Origin of the sequence: Trichocoleus sp. ST-U2 (assembly GCF_039961875.1) — a bacterium.
Classification (GTDB): domain Bacteria; phylum Cyanobacteriota; class Cyanobacteriia; order Cyanobacteriales; family FACHB-T130; genus FACHB-T130.
In genome coordinates this window covers 137640-157363 of the sequence record NZ_JAMPJY010000006.1, presented here as the reverse complement: position 1 = coordinate 157363, position 19724 = coordinate 137640, and the positions used below count along the sequence as shown (strand labels likewise).

Below are 19724 nucleotides of genomic sequence, written 5' to 3'. Positions count from 1 at the left end.
ACTTAATATTAATTTAATCATTAATCCAATTGTTATTAATTGTAATTAGTAGGCTCAAGAAGCCCCCTCGACCGAGGCATAATTGAGCAGTACCTTGTTTTTGCTTTTTTAAAACTAGCTCTACGAAATTCAACCTTTGTCAACTCCTTTTTAAATACCTATAGGCTGTAGGCAGGGAAAAACCCAAGCGCTCTCCGCACCTACTGAGCCTCAGCGATGAATTCGAGCGGCGACGTACTGCGTGCGTTCTTGTTGCACTTTCCCCTAGCCAGGTTGGTCATGTCCATATCCACTCCCAGTTTAAAGGAATTTATCGAGCCAGTTCCCGTTTGCGAACAAACAGTGGCATTGGTGAGGGTGCTGGAGATTTTTAGCTCTGGTAGTTGCGATCGCCTGGTGGTGGTCAGCGAACAACAACATCCACTGGGAGTCATCAATCTGCGGGCAATGATGCCTCATCTTCTAGTAACAAATTCGTTCAGCCAAAAAAATTATTTAGTTGCTCCTTTGACGCTGGATTTACAGCAACCCCTGTGTCATCTAAATTTTCCGCTGATTGAACGGTTGACAACGTTACCGAGTCAGCTGTCTCTGAAGGAATTTCGCCTGTATTTGCGCTCATGCAATTCCCAAACACCGCAACATTGGGCTGTGGTCGATCCCACTCATCAATTCTTGGGTTTGTTAGATAGCCAGCGGATCTTGAAATTCATGGCAACCGCCGAAGGCAGCGAGGAATGGGGCATCGGCAGTAGTCAGAAGAGAGCTTCCCAAGCCTATACCCGTGGAGAACTCCAAGAAGACGCGATCGCTTTGCGGGAAGCAACCCCGCTCCGAGAAGCCGCCCTCCAGGCATCCGGACATCTACGCAAACCGCCCTTCCCTTGGTCAGTCGCAACAAACACAGTTCAACGCCCTGCTGCGGAGAAGCCGACAGGGGGACAAGTGGGGCAATCGCACGGCGGGCACAGAACCTTAGTGCAACTGTTGGAACAACTGCCATTGCCTTTAAGGTTGCAAACAAGTTCTGGACAAGCGATCGCCCAGAACCTAACTTGGCGTCAGCAGATTGGGGAAAGCTTTAACCCACCCGTAGTACAGCAAGAGGCACCTGCCAGATTAGATTCCTTGCCCTCGGTGTGGAGCGAGATATTCGTCGGAAGTTCTAGCGCCCAGGAAATTCAACCTGCTCGGCGATGGGAGCCTTCAAAGCAAAGCAACCGAATCGATGTAGGTGCAGCTGAAGCTGTTAGCAGTGATTCTGCCAGCGTGATGTCAGCGACAGAAGCCACCCTGACTCTAAATAACCCTCTCGATAATTCCTCAGCAACCCAACCTTCTAGAACCTGGAAAAAGAGCAACGAGCGCATTTGGCAGTTTGTCAAAATTCCCCTGTGGCAGAACGGGGCTGAGTTAGAACTTCTCGAAACCTTAGGCAAAACCCCAGTACAGGAGTTCCGAGGAAATTCTTATCTTCCCGCTTCTTCCTCTTCACTGAATCCTGACCCGCAATCTTCAGCACTCGGCACTGACTTATGGCTGGTGATGGCGACTGATATCACGGAACAGCAGCAGGTTGCCAAGGAACTAACGGCTAAAAATGCGGATTTGGTGCAACTCAACCGGATGAAAGATGAGTTTTTAGCCTGTATCAGCCACGAACTGAAGACTCCCCTAACTTCCGTGCTGGGTTTATCCAGCTTGCTCAAGGATCGGGTACTGGGACAGCTGAACGAGCGTCAGGAACGCTATGCAAAGCTGATTCATCAGAGTGGGCGTCAGTTGATGACGGTGGTCAACGATATTTTAGATTTGACTCGGATGGAGACGGGGCAGCTGGAACTGTCGCCAGAACCCGTAAATCTTCTGACAGTGTGCGATCGCGCCTTATCTCAAGCGAGACAACTCCAGACCTTGAAAGACCAACCGGCGACGGGGCATGAACCAGTCAGCAACGCCAAAGAGGAACTGGGTTTTACACTCAGTATCGAACCTGGATTAGAAACGATTGTGGCGGACGATTTGCGTCTGCGCCAGATGCTCACGCACCTGCTTTCCAACGCCCTCAAATTTACCGAAGCGGGCGGCGAAATTGGACTGAAAGTTAGTCGGTGGGAAGGCTGGATTGCTTTTACTGTTTGGGACACTGGCATTGGTATCCCAGAGGCAAAACAACATCTAATTTTTCAAAAATTTCAACAGCTAGAAGACCCGATGACCCGCCGCTTTGACGGGACGGGGTTGGGGCTGGTTTTAACCCAAGGTTTGGCTCGTCTGCACGGTGGGGATGTTTCCTTTATCTCCAAACCCGGTGAGGGAAGCCAGTTTACCCTGCTACTTCCTCCGATTCCCCCGACGCGCCAGGAGGAAGGAAGCCGGATGAAGGCTCAAAAAAATCGGGATGCATCCTTCACTCCCCATCGTTCATCCTTGAACCGCAATCGGTTGATTTTGATCGTTGAAGCCGCACCCCAGTACATCGACCATCTCACTCAGCAACTCACCAGTTTAGGCTATCGAGCTGCGATCGCTCGTTCCGGGACAGAAGCCCTCGAAAAAGCACGGCGATTTCAGCCACAAGCCATACTGCTCAACCCGTGCTTGCCCCTGCTTTCCGGCTGGGACGTGCTGACTCTGCTCAAATCAGACGACCAAACCTGCCACATTCCAGTCATCGTGACAGCCGCTAACGCCGAAAAAGAGCAAGCCGCCTCCAACCGAGCAGATGGCTTTTTAACGCTGCCAGTCCAGGCGGAAACTTTACGCCACAGCCTGACTTGTTTAACCAAGCCAAAGCAATGCACCAACGTCAGCCTGACGATTTTACATCTCACTTCTCTTGAGCAAGCCGCGATAGAATTTTCGCCCACCGCATTGGGACTCTCGCCAAATCACCGGGTTCTAGAAGCCGACGATCTAGAGCAGGCAGAACTTCTGGCTCGCGTTTGGCAGCCGGATGTCGTTATCCTCGATGGTGGGGGTCTAGAAGATCCGCTTGCCTATCTCCAACAACTTGCCTCACAGACGACCCTAGCTTCTCTACCTTTAGTAACGCTAGATCGCCCGACGACTGAGGCGGCAAATCAAGTGAGCAGTCTTTGTGTCTTTCCCTGTTTGGCAGGAGATGGGAACGATCACACCGCCGCCTTATTGCAGGTGATTCAGATTGCCGTCGGGATGAGCTGTAAGCCAAGCATTTTAGTCGTCGATGCGCGATCGCTGATGGATTTGTCGGCAAGCGTCAATCGCTACCCGACCAGCGAAGCCTTCGACCCTCGATTGTTCGCTAAACCCCAGCTGGGCAGCTCGAAGGCATCGCCTCTGATTCACTACCTACAAAAAGCCGGGTTTAGAAGTATACTTTCGCGGTCTTGGACTGAAGTATTGCGGCAACTTCAACAGCAAAACGTTGATTTATTGCTGATCGATCTGGCAGACATGGAGCTAAATCCAGGCTTGATGGAGGCGCTGGCTTCCTTGAGACAGATGCCTTTTCTGCCGCCGATTTTGGTGCTTGAGCATCAAAATGATGGGGTCGATGGAGCTACCTCAGAGTTGCCGGAAATCCTCAGCGCGATCGCTACCAAAATTCTGCGCGTGCCCACCCTATCGATGGCAGAAGTGTTAGACCAAATTCACCAAACCCTTACCCAATCAACCTACTAACTCTCATCCCCACCTCACCTTCTCGTTCCCCGGTGCAGGGGTACGGCATTGCCGTGCCTGCTGAAATGTTGGCATGGGCGACTACCTGCTCAGGCCATCTATAAGCAGTAACTTTTTATACACCCCTCCCCCAGCGTATTTTCCCTTGACAATGCCATAAATCCTTGAGTATATTGCACTAGAAGTAGAACATTTGTTCTATTTAAAGGCTGTGTTCCTGGTTAGATTGCGACACTCTGCTGTAGGAAATTTACCTACAACCGAGTAACTTTTTTATGGAGAAAAAGCATGAATAAAGTGGCATCCAAAGACAGCAAAGAACAGATTCTGGAAGCCTTCAAACAACTAATTGCAGACAAGAAAAAAATCGAGTCAAAAATCGCGACCAAGGAACAAGAAGCAGAAAAAGAAAAGAACAAAGAAATTCTTCAAGCTGCTTCCACCTATACGATTGATAGTATTGTCAAAGGTCTAGCCAATCTGCAATTAGAGTTTGGCGGAATTGTTTTTGGACTCTCCGCAAAATTAACGGGTGAAACTTCAAAGTTAGACGAACTAAAACGGGCGCTAGACATTGAAACGCAGCATTTGCAAGAACTTCAGCAAATCAGAGTAGTAGCAGATGCGCTGCACATCTTAACGCAAGGACACCAAGAAAACCTAAAATCCCTTGAACAAAAAATAGCCAGCGAACGGGAAGCACTGGAAAAACAACAGTCTACCATCCGCAAATCTTGGCAAAAAGAACAGGAAGAATTTGAAACGACACTCCCAGAACAAAATGCTCTATTAACTGCCGAACGCCAGCGGGAAGTTGAAGAATATCAATACGATTTAGAACGTACTCGGAAAATAGAGACAGATGAGTACGAAGAAATTAAGCGAAACCTGGAACGGGAATTGCAACAATCTGAAAACGAGAAAGAAAAACAGTGGTCAGAGCGAGAAAACAGTCTGACAAAGCGTCAAGCAGAATTTACGGAGCATCAAAAGAAAATAGAAGGATTTCCTAAAGAATTGGAGGACGCTGTTAAAAAAGCCAGAGAAGAGGCAATTAAAGACGTTCACCAAGACGCTAAAGTGCAAGCTGATTTGTATGAAAAAGAGTGGGAAGCGACTAAACAAGCGAATGAATTTAAAATTCAATCCCTAGAGCAGACAATTCAAAAACAATCTGAACAAATAACAGAAATGACTGCTCAACTTCAAGCTGCCTTGAAGCAAGCACAAGATATTGCCATGAGAGCCTTTGACAACTCCTCCGCTAAATTAACAGGCACGGAAAAGAGAAATTAGAAATTCGCTTTTATCTGGCTCCATAAATAGCGGTTCTCAAAAATAGGAGATTATCAATGGCAAGAAAACCCAACGACAAAAACACCAAGGCTGAAATCTTAGCGGCGTATGAGGAATTAAGTAAAGAGAAAGCAGCGTTAGACTCGCAACTGAAGCAACTGAATCAAAGTAAACCACCAGCGATTAAAGAGAAACAACCATTGGAATCGAGGATAACAATGAATCAGGCTGCTGCGGATCAACAAAAAATGGAGCGGGTAATTGAAAGTCTGGCAAAGCTGCAATTAGGATTCGGGAGTGCTGTCAGCGAGTTGTCAGAGAAACTGACATTAGAAGCTTCTAAGCTACAAGAACTCAGGGGTTCAGTCGCCACAGAAGTTAAACAATTAGAAGAACTACATAATTTAGAAATCGCAGAAGGAATGTTGGATACGCTCATCCAACAGTATGAAGAAAGTTCCAAAACTTTTGAAGAGGAACTTAGCCAAAGACGTGAAAATTTAGAACAAGAAACACTAGAGCAAAAAAACGCTTGGTTCAAAGAGCAAGAAGAACGTAAACGCTCGATAAAGGAGCGCAATGAAACGCAAGCTAAAACGCGACAGCGGGATGCTAAAGAGTATAAGTACGATCTAGAACTCCAACGCAACATCAACCAGGACGAGTACGATCAAACCAAGAAAGGTTTGTATAAGCATCTGGAAGAATTCCAACAAGAAAAGGAAAAACAGTGGGATGAGCGGGAGAAAGCGATCGCTGAAGGAGAAAAACAATATGATGAGGCGAAAGCTAAAGTAGAAGTATTTCCTAAGGAACTGGAAGCGGCTATCAAAAAAGCCAAGGAAGAAGGTAAAGGGATTGCCCATTACCAAACCAAAATTAAGTCTGATTTGTATGCTAAAGATGTGGAAATGCAAAAGCGTTTGCACGAACAGAGAATTCAGTCGTTAGAGGAGACGATTCGCAATCAGGATGCGCGAATTCTCAGTCTCTCGAAACAACTCGATTCAGCCCTCAAGCAGGTTCAGGATCTGGCTGTTAAAGCGATTGAAGGGGCATCAAATGCTAGTTCCTATCAGTCATTGAAAGAAATCACGCTGGAGCAAGCGAAAACCCTCCAGAAAAACAAATAAGATGATTCGTTCGGTTGCATAGATTGTAGAGACGCGAAGCGGTGCTGCTTCGCGTCTCTCGCGTCTCTATAGAGGGAAAATTCTCGCGTCTTTTTACTAACCGAACTATTTATCTGCTGCTTCTACGGCGCAGCTAGCATGCCTCCTCCAAGACCCGCATCGTGCAACCTTTGGGCACCAATATTGCGGCTGAGTACCGCTAGTCCCGCCAAATGCGCTTGCAAACCGGCTGTACTGGCGCAGCAATCAGTCAGTACAAGTGGTTCAATGCCGATATCGAACAGATCCATTGCAATCTTCAACACGCACATATCGGTATCGATACCGACAACAGAAATCCGCTCAATCGAATTTTCGCGCAGGTAGTTCACCAGTTCTTCTGGCATTCCGCACAGTCCCGACTTTGAGAACACAAGTTCTGGTTTGGCAAAGGATTCGAGTTCCGAGACAAGGCTTGTTTCTGCGTCGCTATCGCAGCCGTGCCAGTTCAGAAAGCGATAGTACGGTCCGTCGGACACATTGATAAAGCGTGTAAACAGAATTGGCGCGTACTCGTGACGCTGGAGAAGGCGGACAACACGCTCCGGGATATGATGCGTGAATTCGTTGATAAAACCAGATTGCACATCGACGATGAGTAATGGCTCGGACATCTAAACGCTTCCCTTCAACAGCCTTGCTTTCTACTATGAGCCGATTATCTCGTAACCGCCCCCTGTAGCCGCATCGTACATTAGAGCGATCGCGTCATCATCTTTTGACTGCACAGCTTTTGACTGCACAGAGTCAATCAATACAATTGCACCCAAATAATCGGGCAATTCCAGCGAGTCAAGCAATTCTTGTTCGCATACCGTGCTATCAATTGCCGCACAATTTCGGGAATGCGACAATTTTGTTTTTTTAATCCACAGTTTTCCTAGCGGAATATAGTATATTTGGTGAAACCTCTTCAACGCATCCCCGCAACCAGCGTTCGGCAACTGTAATTGCGATCGCTCTGGATTTTCGTAGCTGTTTTAAAATTGGATGACTATCCATGACTGCTTCCCCGTTTTTATTACCTAGCTCTGCTCACCTGAAGCGACGTACATTTTCTCGGCGCTCTCTATTACCCTTAGAGCAGAATTATCTCTGGCAAATTGAGACTGGGGTAGTTCGCACCGTAACCTGGCTCGAAGACGGCACAACCATCACGCTCGGTTTATGGGGACCAGGAGATATTGTTGGCAGAGTGCTATCCAAGGCTAACCCTTATCAAATTGAATGCCTAACGCTGGTAGAGGTAAAAGTTCTGCCGGTTAGCAAGTGTCACGAAGCCACCGAGTCTATGATTCTGCATATTCAGCAATTTCAAGAATTCATAGAGATTCTGCATTGCAAATCGGTGGATGCTTCCCTCCTGCGACTGTTAACTTGGCTGGCGAAAAGGTTTGGGCGTGAAATCGAGCAAGGAAAACAGATCGATTTGCGCTTGACACACCAGGAAATTGCCGAACTCATCGGTGCTACCAGAGTCACGGTGACGCGGCTGCTCAATGAATTTGAGAAGCGGGGAATTATTCAGCGCCTACCTCACCGCTTCATTGTGCTGCAAGAGCAACAACCGTTCTGGCACTACGAAATTTAATCCGATTAAACTACATCCCTTTCAGGGGTACAGAGTGCGAACGGTGAGCGATACAAAAAGTAAAGGGCGGTAGAATTCATCGCGGGTGCGCGATCGCTTGGCAAACGAGCGCACCTATCTGGGGTGGATGCGGACAGCGATCGCTTTGATGGGTTTTGGCGTCGTCATCGTCCGCCTTCGCAACTTCTTTCCGCCCCAGGCGCACCGTCCAAGCAATGGCTGGAAGTTGGGTTTAGTCTTCTCTCTAGTGGGTCTGGTAACGGTGCTACTTTGTACTTGAGTCATTGCAGCACCTAACAGTAACGTTGTTTCTACTTAATTGCTCAATTTAAAGAGTATGCGGGGAAGGTCTTGGCGTGTTGGGGTTTGACATAAACTAGCTGCTGGGGTTGCAGTTGCAACTGGTTTAAGCGATCGCGCGTAATATAAGCTGTGACTTCCTGACCATCCTTAAAACGCAACTCAATTTGAACTTCCCAACCTAGATGCACGATGCGGTTGACCTTGGCTGGGGCAGCATTTTCTTCAGGCACCGTATGGATCGCGACATCGTGGGGACGCAAAAACACATGAGAAGTTGGCGACTCCAAGTTCGACAAGCGAAAAATACCAGCAGAACTTGGTAGAACATTCACTGGACCAACGAAACTCATCACAAACGGGGTTGCTGGATGGTCATAAATCTCTGCGGCAGTCCCGACCTGTTCCACCCGACCTTTGTTAAACACCACAATTTGATCGGCAAGTTCCATTGCTTCTTCTTGGTCGTGGGTAACAAACACAGTGGTGACATTCACTCGTTCGTGTAACTGTCGCAACGAAGCTCGCAATTCTTTCCGCACTTTCGCATCCAACGCTCCAAACGGCTCATCCAACAGCAAGACTTCAGGATCGACAGCCAAAGTTCTCGCCAAAGCCACCCGTTGCCGCTGTCCCCCAGAAAGCTGAGAGGGGTAGCGATCGCCAAAGCCATTGAGCTGCACCAAGTCTAAAAGTTCCTCTACTCGGTGTCGAATCCTGACTTTGGGCGCTTTGCGTAACTCTAGACTAAAGGCAATGTTTTGGCGAACAGTCATGTGTTTAAACAGCGCATAGTGTTGAAACACAAAGCCGATGCCGCGCGATCGCACGCTTTGCTGGGTCACATCCCGATCGGCAATTCTGATTCTGCCGCTGTCTGGAGCCTCTAAGCCAGCAATCAGCCGCAATAAAGTGGATTTCCCCGAGCCAGAAGGTCCCAATAGTGCTACTAAAGAGCCACTTTTTATGTCTAAATTCACCCCTGAAACCGCCTGAAAAGAGCCAAATCGTTTTGATACGTCTTCAATCAAAATACTCATAGCGACTGTTTCCCAATTTTCTTAAAGTGCGGGTTTCCTTGACAAAAAACCGAATTAGGTTAGATGAATTTCCCTAATCTACGGTTTATCGCTCAACTTACTGTACATTTAATATCATAAAACTGAGAACACTTCTACCTGAAGGATGAGGGTGGCTGGTTCGATGAGGAACTCCGTCGGGAAGATCGCTCACGAGAACGTCGCTCACGCTTTAATTTCAAGGCACTGAGGGGCGAGGAGATGCCATACACACGCACTCTTTTCTAATTCCTAAGTGCTGTAAGATTAGGCAATTCAATCTACAGTTTACGGATCAAGATTCCTTAATTTGCGGTCAAAATCTCTTCTAATTCATCTTTTCTAGGCTGGCTAAACAAACTCAGCTAAGTGCGATGAACAAGGGAAAATCGCATCCTGACGTACCCGTAGAGATAATCAAAAGCCCAGACTACAAGAATCGCATCGCTTCACATCGAAGCCGCGCCATATCTGACCAATGTAGGCGGCAGGACGCCGGAATCTACTGCAACTGAATTTACTTTCACCCCTCGCTCTTAAAAGTCCTAAAAGCGAAGTTATTACTTCGCTGCATCTTGATTCGATGCAGCGTCTTTTTCCGGTGTTTTCGTCCGATTGTCATCGTGAAGACGAATCAAGGGAGACTTCTTGAGTTTCTTCACTCCACTAAGAACCACCAATGCAAATAGCGTTCCAATCAGACTCATTCGCCATAATCCACAGCCTGCGGCTGCTCCCAATCCAGCCGCCAACCAAATAGTTGCGGCGGAAGTTAGCCCCTTGACTTCGGCTTTTCTAAGTGTTTGATGAGATTGTTGCAGAATCATTCCCGCACCCAGGAACCCAACTCCCGTAGCAACGCCTTGGATGGTGCGACTCAGAGCATTGGAAGAAGAAAAGGTATTGTCACCATCCACCTGCAAAGGAATCATTACAAATGCGGCAGCGCCTAAGCTAACTATCATGAAAGTTCTCAAGCCAGCAGGTCTACCAGGCTGCTGGCGGTTCATGCCAATGGCACCACCAACCAGTAGTGCAGTGGTAAGTCTAAAAGTTACACTCTGCCAATCGCTTGGGCTAAAAAACATCGAACTCATTGCTGGAACTCCCAGAACAACTAGAATACCGATCCCTCAGTCCCCCAACGTACTGATTGAAAACTGGGCTATGGTACTCCAGTTACTTGTGACTGGCTAGGCGATATCTTCCCTATTTCACAGTAAATACGGTAATCCGCCCGATTTACTGTACTTTAAAAATCAATTTAGGTTAAGAATCGGTTAAAAGCAACCATAAAACTAAACTGGCGATCGCTTTCTCCGTTTGCAGAGAATGTTGGGGCACCTCTGGTGGGTGCCCTGCCTAGAGTGATGTCAGCTACCAGAGGTGCCATGAATGTTTTACTGCGCGATCGCAAATAAAATAAATGCGATCGCGTCTTGCATCAAAGTATTAGCACTAAGTATTAGCACTAATGCACTGATACAACGACTCCAACCGTTGGTTTAAACCAGAACTGGATAATCCTGAATTTCCGGTTCTCGAAATAACGGTGTACTCAGATAACGTTCGCCAAAACTGGGTTGCACCATAACAATCAAACGACCTGCATTCTCTTCACGTTTAGCAATCCGAATTGCAGCGCCTAAAGCCGCTCCCGCAGAGATACCCGACAACAACCCTTCTTCCCGACCCAAGCGGCGACCGTAATAAATCGACTCCTCATCCGTAATCGCAATCACTTCATCGATCAGCTCTGTTCGGAGAACTTCTGGGATGAATCCAGCACCAATCCCTTGAATTTTATGCGCTCCCGCCTGACCTCCAGAGAGAACTGGACTGCTAACTGGTTCTACAGCGATCGCTTTAAAACTCGGTTTTCGTGCCTTGATGACCTCAGCCACTCCAGTCAGCGTGCCACCTGTCCCAATTCCCGCAACCAAGAAATCTACTTCACCGTCAGTATCAGCCCAAATTTCCTCGGCTGTCGTTTCCCGATGGATTTGGGGATTGGCTGGGTTGCGAAACTGTTGCGGTACAAAAGCATTCGGAGTTGTCGCCGCAATTTGTTCGGCTCTAGCGATCGCTCCCTTCATGCCTTCAGCGCCAGGAGTCAGTTCCAGCTGGGCACCATAAGCTTTGAGCATCGCCTGCCGTTCTTGGCTCATCGTCTCTGGCATCGTCAAAATCAAGGCGTAGCCTTTCGCTGCCGCTACCATCGCCAGCGCAATGCCAGTGTTTCCAGAAGTAGGCTCAATGATAATCGTTTTTCCCGGCTGAATGCGACCCGCCTCCTCAGCAGCTTGAATCATGCTGACACCAATGCGGTCTTTTACTGAAGCGGTCGGGTTCATCCCCTCCAACTTCGCAACAATTCGCGCTACACAGCCTTCAGATTGCGGAATCCGATTCAGCTCAACCAGAGGCGTATGACCAACTAATTCCGTGACATTATGAGCAATTCGCATCTTTACTACTCCGCCAAAGTTAGATGTAAAACATGGACTCAACTGTTGACTCTCATCCCATTTCGAGAGCAGATCCTGTAACGTCTCGCACTGCAAGACGGCGTGAAGCGATCGCCCGTGGCGAATCCTATCTGTCGGTGCTTCCTGTCAAATTTCCTTAATCGCAAAGTCTTCAAGGGTTTGCGAAGCAGAAGCAGTTAGACTCAAGGGTTCCAGTTTCTCTGTCCCCTCTAAACAAGCCAGCACCTGTCACACCGTAATTCGCTGGGGTTCCTCCGCCAACAAATAACCTGATGAAAGCGCCTGGTTGACTGAGGACTAAACCGCAGCGCCACAACGTCATCAACACCTGCGCTAAATAGCGGTCTGGTATTTGTTGACCGGCAGCGATGTGGTCTATTTGCAGGAAGTCTCGCGGCTTGTGGTGGCTAGCTAGTTCTAGGAGAGCCAGGAAAGCGTACCTCACCTTACAGGACAGTTCCTATCGCATGGGATTCTCTCAAGCCAAGAACGTTTTCCAATATACTACGGTTCGTCGGTAGGAATTATGCAGTTTTAGGATTGTTTTTGTAGATAGGCTATGGCATACTCCTACTTAGGAGCAAAATTACGGTATCCCTACCAAATTACGGGTGATCTAATTTGCTTGCTATCCATCTCACACTTGAAGGGAGAAGCGCCTCTTGCTGAAAACTGCGATCGCTGATTTCCAAATAATTTTTCAGCGCGACCCAGCGGCACGCAATTGGCTGGAGGTGCTGTTCTGCTATCCAGGCTTACAGGCACTTTTCTTTCATCGGGTGGCGCACTGGCTTTATTGCCTTGGGTTTCCCTTCATTCCTCGCTTGATTTCCCACTTGGCTCGTTTCTTCACGGGAATTGAAATTCATCCGGGAGCTAAAATTGGCAAAGGCGTTTTCATCGATCACGGCATTGGCGTTGTGATTGGAGAAACTGCAATTGTGGGAGACAACGCCCTAATTTACCAAGGCGTAACGCTCGGTGGTACTGGCAAAGAAATAGGCAAACGCCACCCAACCTTAGGAGAAAATGTCGTAGTGGGAGCGGGTGCGAAGGTATTAGGAAATATTCACATTGGAAATAGCGTCCGTATCGGTGCCGGTTCCGTTGTTTTACGGGATATTCCGTCTCATTCCACGGTAGTTGGCGTTCCGGGTCGAATTGTCCGCCGCAAAGATAATTTGGATGCTTCCGTTAACAATGAAAGCCTGCAAGATCCAGAAGCAGAAGTGATACGGGCTTTGTTTGACCGGATTCAATTTTTAGAGGAGGAAATTGAATCGTTAAAAATTCAAAGAAAGGTACCCGTTGCCATGCACGCTAGCCTTCAGAAGGCGATCATTTCAAATGCTTCTAATCGGCTGATTACGGAGTTCCTCGACGGGGCAGGCATTTAGATAATTTTAGATAATTTAAAACTTCAACACTGTTTCTTAGTAAGGCAGGATGGGGTTATTCCCAAAGTACTGAACCAACGCTTAAATTTACAATTCACTCAGGTTGTCTCGAAGCGATCGCTCTTGTTTTTTAACTGCTGCCAAAAGTTCGGCATTTTGGAGGATGACTCCAGCTTGATTATTAAAAATTTGCATATATTTTTGATCGCTGTCATCAAAACTAGCCCTAAAATATTCCGGAGCTTCCTCTTGTAGAAATGCCAACTGATCGGGACTGTCATATTCTGGAAAGTCTCCTTGCTTTCTTTTATTCACTAATTGAGTCACGCCAATCAAATCACCATCGGGGCTAAAAACTGGCATACATAGTAAGCTACAAGTGCGATAACCTGTCTGAAGATCGGTTTTTTTGGCTGTCTCCGAATCTGGGCGAGAATATAAATCAAAAGGAATATTCAAAGGCTCTCCAGATTCGGCAACTTTGCCAGCATAACCTTGTCCTACTTTCACCCGCAATTCTTTTACCGAGGCATCGTCAAAGGGAATCTGCGTCCACAATTCACCAGGCTTTTGATCTAAAATCCACAAAGTACTGCGGTCGGCATTCATCAGTTTCTTAGCTGCTTCCATCACCCGTTTGAGAATTTCTTGAAGATCCAAACTGCTTTGATTCACTGAACGAGCTGCTGCCATTAATGCGGCTGCCACTCGTTGCCCTCTAGCCGTTTTATGATAAGAGCGGAAGCTTTCTAAAATCATTTGAACCATTGGGGCATTTTCCGCAAATCGTTCTTCATCTGCTTTGGTAAAGCCCTGTCGATCGATTCTTTCTGCTAAGGATGCAGTCCGATCGCCAAATCGCTTTAATTTGTTGAGTAACTGAATAACTGCGACTAAATTTCCCTGCTCATTTAAGAGTGGCAACGCCAACATTGTATAAGTGCGATAGCCGTTTTTTTTGTCTTGCTCTTTTGCTGCATCAGAGCGAGGATCGTCATAGAAATCGAAGGGAATATTGATAACTTCTTTGCGGGCTGCCACTTCGCCCACAATTCCTTTATTAGCAGGTATCCGAATTTCTAAAGAACCATCTCCATCGGCTTCGGCGATAATTGACCAAAATTCATGTTTATCTTCATCTAATAAAAAGATACTCGTGCGGTCGGCACTCAAAGATTTACCCATTTTTAGAGTAATCGAACGCAAGGTGCTATCTAAAATATCATCAAAACCCTGGTTATCCATGACACTATTGAGCATCGCCAGAGTTTGACTGACCACATTTTTTTGTTGAGATTCTGCCTCTTGTTTGACGCTGGCAAATTTCTGGGCATTTTGCAGAGCCACCCCCGCTTGAGAGTTAAAAATCTGCATATATTTTTCACTATTCCCATCAAAACTAGCCTTGAAGCATTCGGGGGCTTCGGGCCAATGATCTGGGTTATATTCTGGAAAAACACCCGGTTTCTTTTTATTCACTAATTGGGTAACACCCAGTAATTCACCATCAGGGCTGAAAACGGGCATACACAGTAAACTACAAGTTCGATAACCCGTCTTCTGATCTGTTTTCTTCGCTGTCTCCGAATCAGGATGCTCGTACAGATCGAAGGGAATATTTAAAGTTTCTCCCGATGCAGCCACTTTGCCAGCGAAACCTTGCCCTACTTTGACTCGCAAGTCTCGAACAGAACCGTCCTCAAAAGGAATCTTTGTCCATAGTTCATTTGCCTCTCGATCTATTAGCCAAAGCGTGCTGCGATCGGCATTCATCAGTTTTTTTGCCGCATCCATGACGCGACCCAAGACTTCTTCAGAATCGAGGCTGCTTTGAGAGAGCGATCGCGTTGCTTCTGTCAGTGCTTCTGAGGCTTGTAGTCTTTGGGTTAATTTGTAACAATACTGACATCTTTCTAGAATTCGTCGAATTGCCGGAGCATAGTCAGCAAACTGTTTTTGATCGGCTTCTGTGAAACCGTATTTATCAATTCTTTCTGAATAGCGAGCTTGTGGATTATTCGGCTGCTTTAACTTATTCAGTAATTGAACAACAGCAACTAAATCTCCCTGCTCATTTAATATTGGTAAAATCAACTCGTTGTAGGTGCGATATCCCTTATTTGTATCTGATTCCTCCGCTTCCAACTCAGCGGGATCGTCGCAAAAACTAAAGGGAGTGCTGACAAATTTTTTGAAATAAGTTAATCGTCCTTTAGTTTCTTTATTTGACAAAATCTGAAGTTCGGGATGATTTCCGTCTTCATGCCTAGCAATAATTGACCAAAGTTCACTTTTTTCTTCATCTATAAAGAAAACTGTTGTGCGATCTACACTCAGTAGTTCGCCCATTTTTAAAGTAATAGAACCTAATATTTCTGAAAGAATATCATCAAATGTTTTGCCTTCCATCACGCTAAGCATCGATAGAAGTTTTTGTTCTTGGGTAGCAACAACTTGCATGAAGTCGGCGTGCATATCCGCTAACGCCTTGTTTACCCACCTCTCGTTAAATACAGAGGCATAAATGCGGTTACATACCTTTAACTTCCCTTGCCGCTTGACAATTACTCCTGATAGTAGTAAATCGATTTGTTCGGGACTTTCGTCAAATGCTAATTCATCTTGTTGCAAAATTAACTGATAGAGATCCAGTAGCGTACGGCTGCGCTGTCCAATTCGGAGAATGCGATCGCGTATCGTCTTTAGATGCGGTGGTTCATCCATCGCTTCCCAACTCTCAATAATCCGCGATCGCACTAATTTCTCAACCCATTCTGGGATTTCGTTAATGGGTAATAAGTTTTTCTCTGCTTGTTGAAGGACTAATTTACAAAGTTTTTGGGTAAGAAACGGCTGTCCTCCCGTCCAATCTAATACCGCTTTTAGCACTTCTTGAGGATTGCTAATTTTCCCGGCTAACCCCCCCGCTAAAAGCTGCGCTTCGTGTAATTGAAAGCCATATAATTCAACCGCCCGACCGATATTAAAAGGAGTCCGGTTTTTGTCTTGCATCAAATCAGAGGGACTCGCTACTCCTAGCAAGGCAAAAGTCAGACGTTCGTATTCATTGCAAGCACGAATAAACGCAAAAAAGTCATCAGTCTTAAAATTTAAGCTAAGGACGTTATCAATTTCGTCGATAAAAATAACAATTTTCTGGCTGACTGATGTTAGCAGCTCTTGTTCGATAAATTCACTCAAGCGCTGCACCGGAGGTAAAAAAGCGCGATCGCGCAACCAACTCTGTAAGTTAATCTTGTCTGAAAGCTGGAAACTCGTCACCAACCGCCGCATCACTCCGGCATACCACTGATCCGGCGTAATATCTTGGCTACCAATTTTCGTCAAGTCTATCGCTGCACAGGCAAATCCTTCCGCTTGCAACTTGTGCATCGTTCGCACCCGCAAGCTAGTTTTCCCCATCTGCCGAGAATTTAACACATAACAAAACTCTCCTGCCTTCAACCCTTCGTAAAGGTCAAAATCTGCCTGTCGCACTACATAAGTAGGAGCATCAAGAGGCAAATGTCCACCGACTTTATAGTTATAGCCTGGGTTTGGCTGTTGACTCATAAGGGCTTCTGATTGGGTAGAAAACACCATGCTTCTGACAAATGAGTTTTTTGTGAGTAATGAATAACTGCTCTATACTTTTAGCTAACAGTTATCTAAAATTTGCCTAAGAGATAGCTCAACTATTAACTCAACTAATCCCTATTAATTTTTAGTTTTTAATTGACAAGCGATCGCTAAAATATTGCCGATATAAATCGAAGCGCGGCGTGACATAATTGCCCTGCAACTGTACCAGCCCCATACTATGCAATTTAAATGCTGGCACCGACTCTAATTCGATGGGTGTGTCCGCCATCACTACTTTAGCGAAAGCATCTGCTAACTCTGGATGTTGTTGCAGATTCCATAAATGTCTTCGCAAATGGTCATCGTAAAGTCCCGCCTCTGTGGGTGCAGTTTCTAACAGTTGATCCAGCGTAATCGTTTGCTGCGCGATATGATAAAGCGCCAATCGGACTAAATAAGGATGTCCACCAACTAGCCTCATTAATTGCTCAACCTGCGTTGCATTCAAATTCAGTCCATGCCGCTGAGTTAAATCTTGCACCTGTTCCGGGCTAAAGTCCGGTAACTCAATCGGCAACCCGACATTAAACGGGGATTGATTGACATTGAGGGGGATATAAACTTCCGTTGAGTGTACCACCACCAGCCGGAGTTGTTGCCAGCGATCGCTATCGCCATTCCCATAGCCAGCTTCCTCATACCAAGCCCGCAACAACCCAAAAAAATCGTCGGCAATTTTGGGATATTGAAAAACTCGATCCACTTCATCTAACCCTAATACTAACGGACTGTCAGATGCTGACAGCAAACAATCCTCAAAATAAATCGTGCAATTATCTTTACTACCAAAAGTATCCGTCCAATAATCATCTAATTGATGAGGAAGGCGCAGCTTTCGAGAAATTCGGGCACAAAACCACCGCAAAAGTTGATTTAAATCTGTAAAAACTGCCGTATCCGCGTGCTGAAAACTCAACGGTACCGTCCGATAACCTTGCTCGTTTGCTCGATAAAGAATCCTCGCCATCAACGAAGTTTTCCCCATCTGTCTCGGTGCCTTGATTCGAATCAAAGCGCCTGGTTGCAAAATCTCCTTGTAACACTGCGTTTCATAAGGAACTCGCTCTACATAAAACGCAGAAGCCAGACGCACCTGACCATTGGGTAACTCTGGTTCTGCCACTGGCAGGGGTGCATCTGAAGAATGCAGGATGACGGATGTCCCTTCATCCTCCTGGGAAATTAAAGGAGTTAGGCGTTCAGGCTTCTCTAGAGATGAATCGATTGATTCCTCAGGTATCCCCACGGATATCCTAGTTAAATCTGCCTCTACAACGCCGGACTCCACGCTTCTTGCCAGTAAACTCAGAATTTTTTGCACAATACTTGGAGTGTCAGCAGGCGAGTTCCACTCAAATTGTTCATTTCCATCAAGATAGCTGCGTAAATCGTGATTTAGCGGAGTATTCGAGGGACAATTAACGCGAATTGTTAGCACGGCTGGCTTATTCTGAATAGAGCGCAATTCCTTCGCTCGTCGCAACTCTTCGATCGCCATTTCACTTACCGCCGTTTGGGGAGAAATTAGCAGCAAAAAGTAGTCGCATTGCTGTAACTCTGTATCAATTTGAGAAAGAAGAGGCGGCGCTGACCATCCGATTTTTTCTGAGGAATGTCTCTGACCCTCGCCTTTCTGGACATCCCTTGTCGGTGCGCTTACACTCGCCATAAAGGCTATGTATCCAGAAGCATTCAGGGTTTCGTAAAATTGAGTCGCTAGTCCCCTATCTGGCTCCTGTGCGCGGTGCGAGATAAAGATTCTCTTCGTAAATCCCTCTACTTCTTTTTGGGAATGGTTCTGGTCCTTCAGGGGTGGCACTTCTGCTGAGTGCGACTCCTGCTTTTGAGCGCGTTCTATGGCTCCTTTAAAATTTTTTTTGCTAACTCTTTCCTCCAAAACTACCGAAAGCTTCTTCCATAATTTATAGCCAACATCTTTTTCTACATATTGAGGATTCAAAGGATAAATATCTTCATAAGTTTTTCCTTCCCAAGATCCTAGAAATATTTCCCTTTCCAGATCGTTTAAGTGCTTTCCTGTTTTAACAAAAATTAAATCGTCTATAAATCTTAATGCTTCGTTAATTTCCATGCTTGCTTGAAAGGGCTATTTAATAACAACTTTAGGTGTTCAGAAACTTCTTTTTTATCGTTTTCTTTTGCTCTAGCGAAGAAAGTGTATAGCTCAATTAAGGCTAGTGCGTCTTTCGCGGTTTCTTAAAAACAGATTAAAAATCGAGCAAATTTGCTATATTTAACATTTAATGAATTTTGCAACCTGATTCACATAGGAAGGTTCATTTTAAGAGATCGATCGATTAAGTTTACATAGCGTTCTCACCTCTTGCCAATAAAAATCTTGATAAGTCTTTATCTGAAAATAGAAACTGATGGAATCAAGGGCCTATTTAAAATTGCACCTTGCGTATATTTGATAACTTTTTATAAGTGCAACCAAACAGTAAGCCTAGGATTACTTCCTATTATAAAAATGTAGCTGCCACAGCCCGTCGATGGCAATAAAGCGGACAAAACTCCCCTGAGCCAGGGACTCCTTCTTTCTAAGCTCTAAGGGAATCCTGATGGCTGAGTCTAAAGCGTGACGGTCTCCTGCTATTAATCTTCTTACACCTATTAGAGAATGTCTGAAAAGTCCTAATTGAGACGCTTAAACGGTAGAGATATCCCTTGCATCCCCGCGAAGCAGCGCGGATGCGCGATCGCGCATCCCTTTCCCACATCCGCGCCGCTTCGCGAACGCTAACGCTAGAAAAAAGGGCAACTTTTGACACTTCTCAGAGATTTTATTAGCTTTACTGGCACTATACTGGCGATTTTCTCTTTCTCCTTCTTGTTACTAGAGTAGCGGCGCTCCCATCGCAGCAATTCGTCGGCTGTGTTGCAGGCAATTACTGAAATGGTATTACACCACCTTAAGAAACCCTGGGAAGGTGCAAGCAAAAACAATCTCCTATAGGAGATAACAGAGGAAAGACTGGAGATTTCCTGAACTTTCCTGGGGTTTCCTGAATTAATTAGGTCTGATGTGTAACAGGGGTTAGCCAAACTGAATGCTCTCGCGTCTTCAGTTTGGCTGTAGCCTGAAAAACACT

Annotated in this window: 16 protein-coding genes and 1 pseudogene; 7 read left to right on the top strand and 10 right to left on the bottom strand. The window is 46.1% G+C overall.

All coding sequences use genetic code 11. The annotated features are described in order from the left end of the window. Positions 1 to 279 precede the first annotated feature (279 nt). From NC996_RS06005 to NC996_RS05995, 3 genes are all read left to right on the top strand, one after another. Positions 280 to 3666 carry an ATP-binding protein gene (locus NC996_RS06005; RefSeq protein WP_190687669.1) on the top strand — a complete coding sequence of 1129 codons (3387 nt, stop codon included), beginning with the start codon at positions 280 to 282 and terminating at the stop codon, positions 3664 to 3666. Positions 3667 to 3954: 288 nt separating this feature from the next. Next, entirely contained in the window at positions 3955 to 4962 is a 1008-nt protein-coding gene (locus NC996_RS06000) for a hypothetical protein (protein ID WP_190687666.1), read from the top strand. A 56-nt stretch (positions 4963 to 5018) separates the two neighbouring features. After that, the gene (locus NC996_RS05995) at positions 5019 to 6095 is read left to right on the top strand and encodes a hypothetical protein (RefSeq protein ID WP_190687663.1); all 1077 of its coding nucleotides are present in this window, start codon (positions 5019 to 5021) and stop codon (positions 6093 to 6095) included. A 122-nt stretch (positions 6096 to 6217) separates the two neighbouring features. Here the strand turns inward: NC996_RS05995 and NC996_RS05990 are convergent, their stop codons facing one another. Genes NC996_RS05990 through NC996_RS05980 form a run of 3 tightly spaced genes read right to left on the bottom strand, consistent with a single transcriptional unit; the run spans position 6218 to position 7136 of the window. Then, complete coding sequence (locus tag NC996_RS05990) at positions 6218 to 6748, bottom strand: isochorismatase family cysteine hydrolase (RefSeq protein ID WP_190687660.1); 531 nt, start codon at positions 6746 to 6748, stop codon at positions 6218 to 6220. A gap of 33 nt (positions 6749 to 6781) precedes the next feature. After that, positions 6782 to 6988 (bottom strand): hypothetical protein, encoded by a 207-nt coding sequence (locus NC996_RS05985; RefSeq protein WP_190415947.1) that lies wholly within the window; start codon positions 6986 to 6988, stop codon positions 6782 to 6784. A gap of 10 nt (positions 6989 to 6998) precedes the next feature. Then, positions 6999 to 7136 (bottom strand): hypothetical protein, encoded by a 138-nt coding sequence (locus NC996_RS05980; protein WP_190415948.1) that lies wholly within the window; start codon positions 7134 to 7136, stop codon positions 6999 to 7001. Between NC996_RS05980 and NC996_RS05975 the strand changes: the two genes are divergently transcribed. Continuing rightward, positions 7135 to 7725, top strand: coding sequence for a Crp/Fnr family transcriptional regulator (locus NC996_RS05975; RefSeq protein ID WP_190687657.1), 591 nt, complete (start codon positions 7135 to 7137; stop codon positions 7723 to 7725). The genes NC996_RS05980 and NC996_RS05975 overlap by 2 nt on opposite strands. A gap of 85 nt (positions 7726 to 7810) precedes the next feature. Then, positions 7811 to 8002: pseudogene (locus tag NC996_RS05970) on the top strand (DUF202 domain-containing protein); the annotation flags it as partial. 46 nt (positions 8003 to 8048) lie between these two features. On the opposite strand, the gene NC996_RS05965 reads toward NC996_RS05970, so the two are convergent. The 4 genes from NC996_RS05965 to cysK form a co-directional block, all read right to left on the bottom strand. Beyond that, on the bottom strand, positions 8049 to 9065 hold the full coding sequence (locus NC996_RS05965) for a sulfate/molybdate ABC transporter ATP-binding protein (protein ID WP_190687655.1): 1017 nt from the start codon (positions 9063 to 9065) through the stop codon (positions 8049 to 8051). A 578-nt stretch (positions 9066 to 9643) separates the two neighbouring features. Continuing rightward, positions 9644 to 10171 (bottom strand): MgtC/SapB family protein, encoded by a 528-nt coding sequence (locus NC996_RS05960; RefSeq protein ID WP_190687761.1) that lies wholly within the window; start codon positions 10169 to 10171, stop codon positions 9644 to 9646. A 176-nt stretch (positions 10172 to 10347) separates the two neighbouring features. Further along, entirely contained in the window at positions 10348 to 10476 is a 129-nt protein-coding gene (locus tag NC996_RS05955; RefSeq protein WP_277879763.1) for a hypothetical protein, read from the bottom strand. A gap of 112 nt (positions 10477 to 10588) precedes the next feature. Then, the gene (gene cysK / locus NC996_RS05950; protein WP_190687652.1) at positions 10589 to 11551 is read right to left on the bottom strand and encodes a cysteine synthase A; all 963 of its coding nucleotides are present in this window, start codon (positions 11549 to 11551) and stop codon (positions 10589 to 10591) included. Between the two features lie 32 nt (positions 11552 to 11583). Here cysK and NC996_RS05945 point away from each other — a divergent pair, with 32 nt between their 5' ends. Beyond that, positions 11584 to 11712: a hypothetical protein gene (locus tag NC996_RS05945; protein ID WP_277877696.1), complete on the top strand. Its 129-nt coding sequence runs from the start codon at positions 11584 to 11586 to the stop codon at positions 11710 to 11712. 11 nt (positions 11713 to 11723) lie between these two features. Here NC996_RS05945 and NC996_RS05940 read toward each other — a convergent pair whose 3' ends face one another. After that, complete coding sequence (locus tag NC996_RS05940) at positions 11724 to 12017, bottom strand: Rrf2 family transcriptional regulator (protein ID WP_339380405.1); 294 nt, start codon at positions 12015 to 12017, stop codon at positions 11724 to 11726. Between the two features lie 217 nt (positions 12018 to 12234). Here NC996_RS05940 and cysE point away from each other — a divergent pair, with 217 nt between their 5' ends. Next, a complete protein-coding gene (gene cysE, locus NC996_RS05935) occupies positions 12235 to 12969 on the top strand; it encodes a serine O-acetyltransferase (RefSeq protein WP_190415958.1) in 735 nt (244 codons plus the stop codon). A gap of 87 nt (positions 12970 to 13056) precedes the next feature. Here cysE and NC996_RS05930 read toward each other — a convergent pair whose 3' ends face one another. Together NC996_RS05930 and NC996_RS05925 are read right to left on the bottom strand one after the other, a co-directional pair. Next, positions 13057 to 16542: a GAF domain-containing protein gene (locus NC996_RS05930; RefSeq protein ID WP_190687649.1), complete on the bottom strand. Its 3486-nt coding sequence runs from the start codon at positions 16540 to 16542 to the stop codon at positions 13057 to 13059. 151 nt (positions 16543 to 16693) lie between these two features. Continuing rightward, positions 16694 to 18703, bottom strand: a complete 2010-nt coding sequence (locus tag NC996_RS05925) for an AAA-like domain-containing protein (protein ID WP_190687646.1) — start codon at positions 18701 to 18703, stop codon at positions 16694 to 16696. Between the last annotated feature and the right edge of the window lie 1021 nt (positions 18704 to 19724).

Bases quoted from the DNA above. Each gene is read 5' to 3' on its own strand.
- NC996_RS05930 (WP_190687649.1), bottom strand. From the start codon at position 16,542: ATGAGTCAACAGCCAAACCCAGGCTATAACTATAAAGTCGGTGGACAT.
- NC996_RS06005 (WP_190687669.1), top strand. From the start codon at position 280: ATGTCCATATCCACTCCCAGTTTAAAGGAATTTATCGAGCCAGTTCCC.
- NC996_RS05980 (WP_190415948.1), bottom strand. From the start codon at position 7,136: ATGGATAGTCATCCAATTTTAAAACAGCTACGAAAATCCAGAGCGATC.
- NC996_RS05925 (WP_190687646.1), bottom strand. From the start codon at position 18,703: ATGGAAATTAACGAAGCATTAAGATTTATAGACGATTTAATTTTTGTT.
- cysK (WP_190687652.1), bottom strand. From the start codon at position 11,551: ATGCGAATTGCTCATAATGTCACGGAATTAGTTGGTCATACGCCTCTG.
- NC996_RS05945 (WP_277877696.1), top strand. From the start codon at position 11,584: ATGGACTCAACTGTTGACTCTCATCCCATTTCGAGAGCAGATCCTGTA.
- NC996_RS06000 (WP_190687666.1), top strand. From the start codon at position 3,955: ATGAATAAAGTGGCATCCAAAGACAGCAAAGAACAGATTCTGGAAGCC.
- NC996_RS05975 (WP_190687657.1), top strand. From the start codon at position 7,135: ATGACTGCTTCCCCGTTTTTATTACCTAGCTCTGCTCACCTGAAGCGA.
- NC996_RS05995 (WP_190687663.1), top strand. From the start codon at position 5,019: ATGGCAAGAAAACCCAACGACAAAAACACCAAGGCTGAAATCTTAGCG.
- NC996_RS05990 (WP_190687660.1), bottom strand. From the start codon at position 6,748: ATGTCCGAGCCATTACTCATCGTCGATGTGCAATCTGGTTTTATCAAC.
- NC996_RS05965 (WP_190687655.1), bottom strand. From the start codon at position 9,065: ATGAGTATTTTGATTGAAGACGTATCAAAACGATTTGGCTCTTTTCAG.
- NC996_RS05960 (WP_190687761.1), bottom strand. From the start codon at position 10,171: ATGTTTTTTAGCCCAAGCGATTGGCAGAGTGTAACTTTTAGACTTACC.
- NC996_RS05955 (WP_277879763.1), bottom strand. From the start codon at position 10,476: ATGGCACCTCTGGTAGCTGACATCACTCTAGGCAGGGCACCCACCAGA.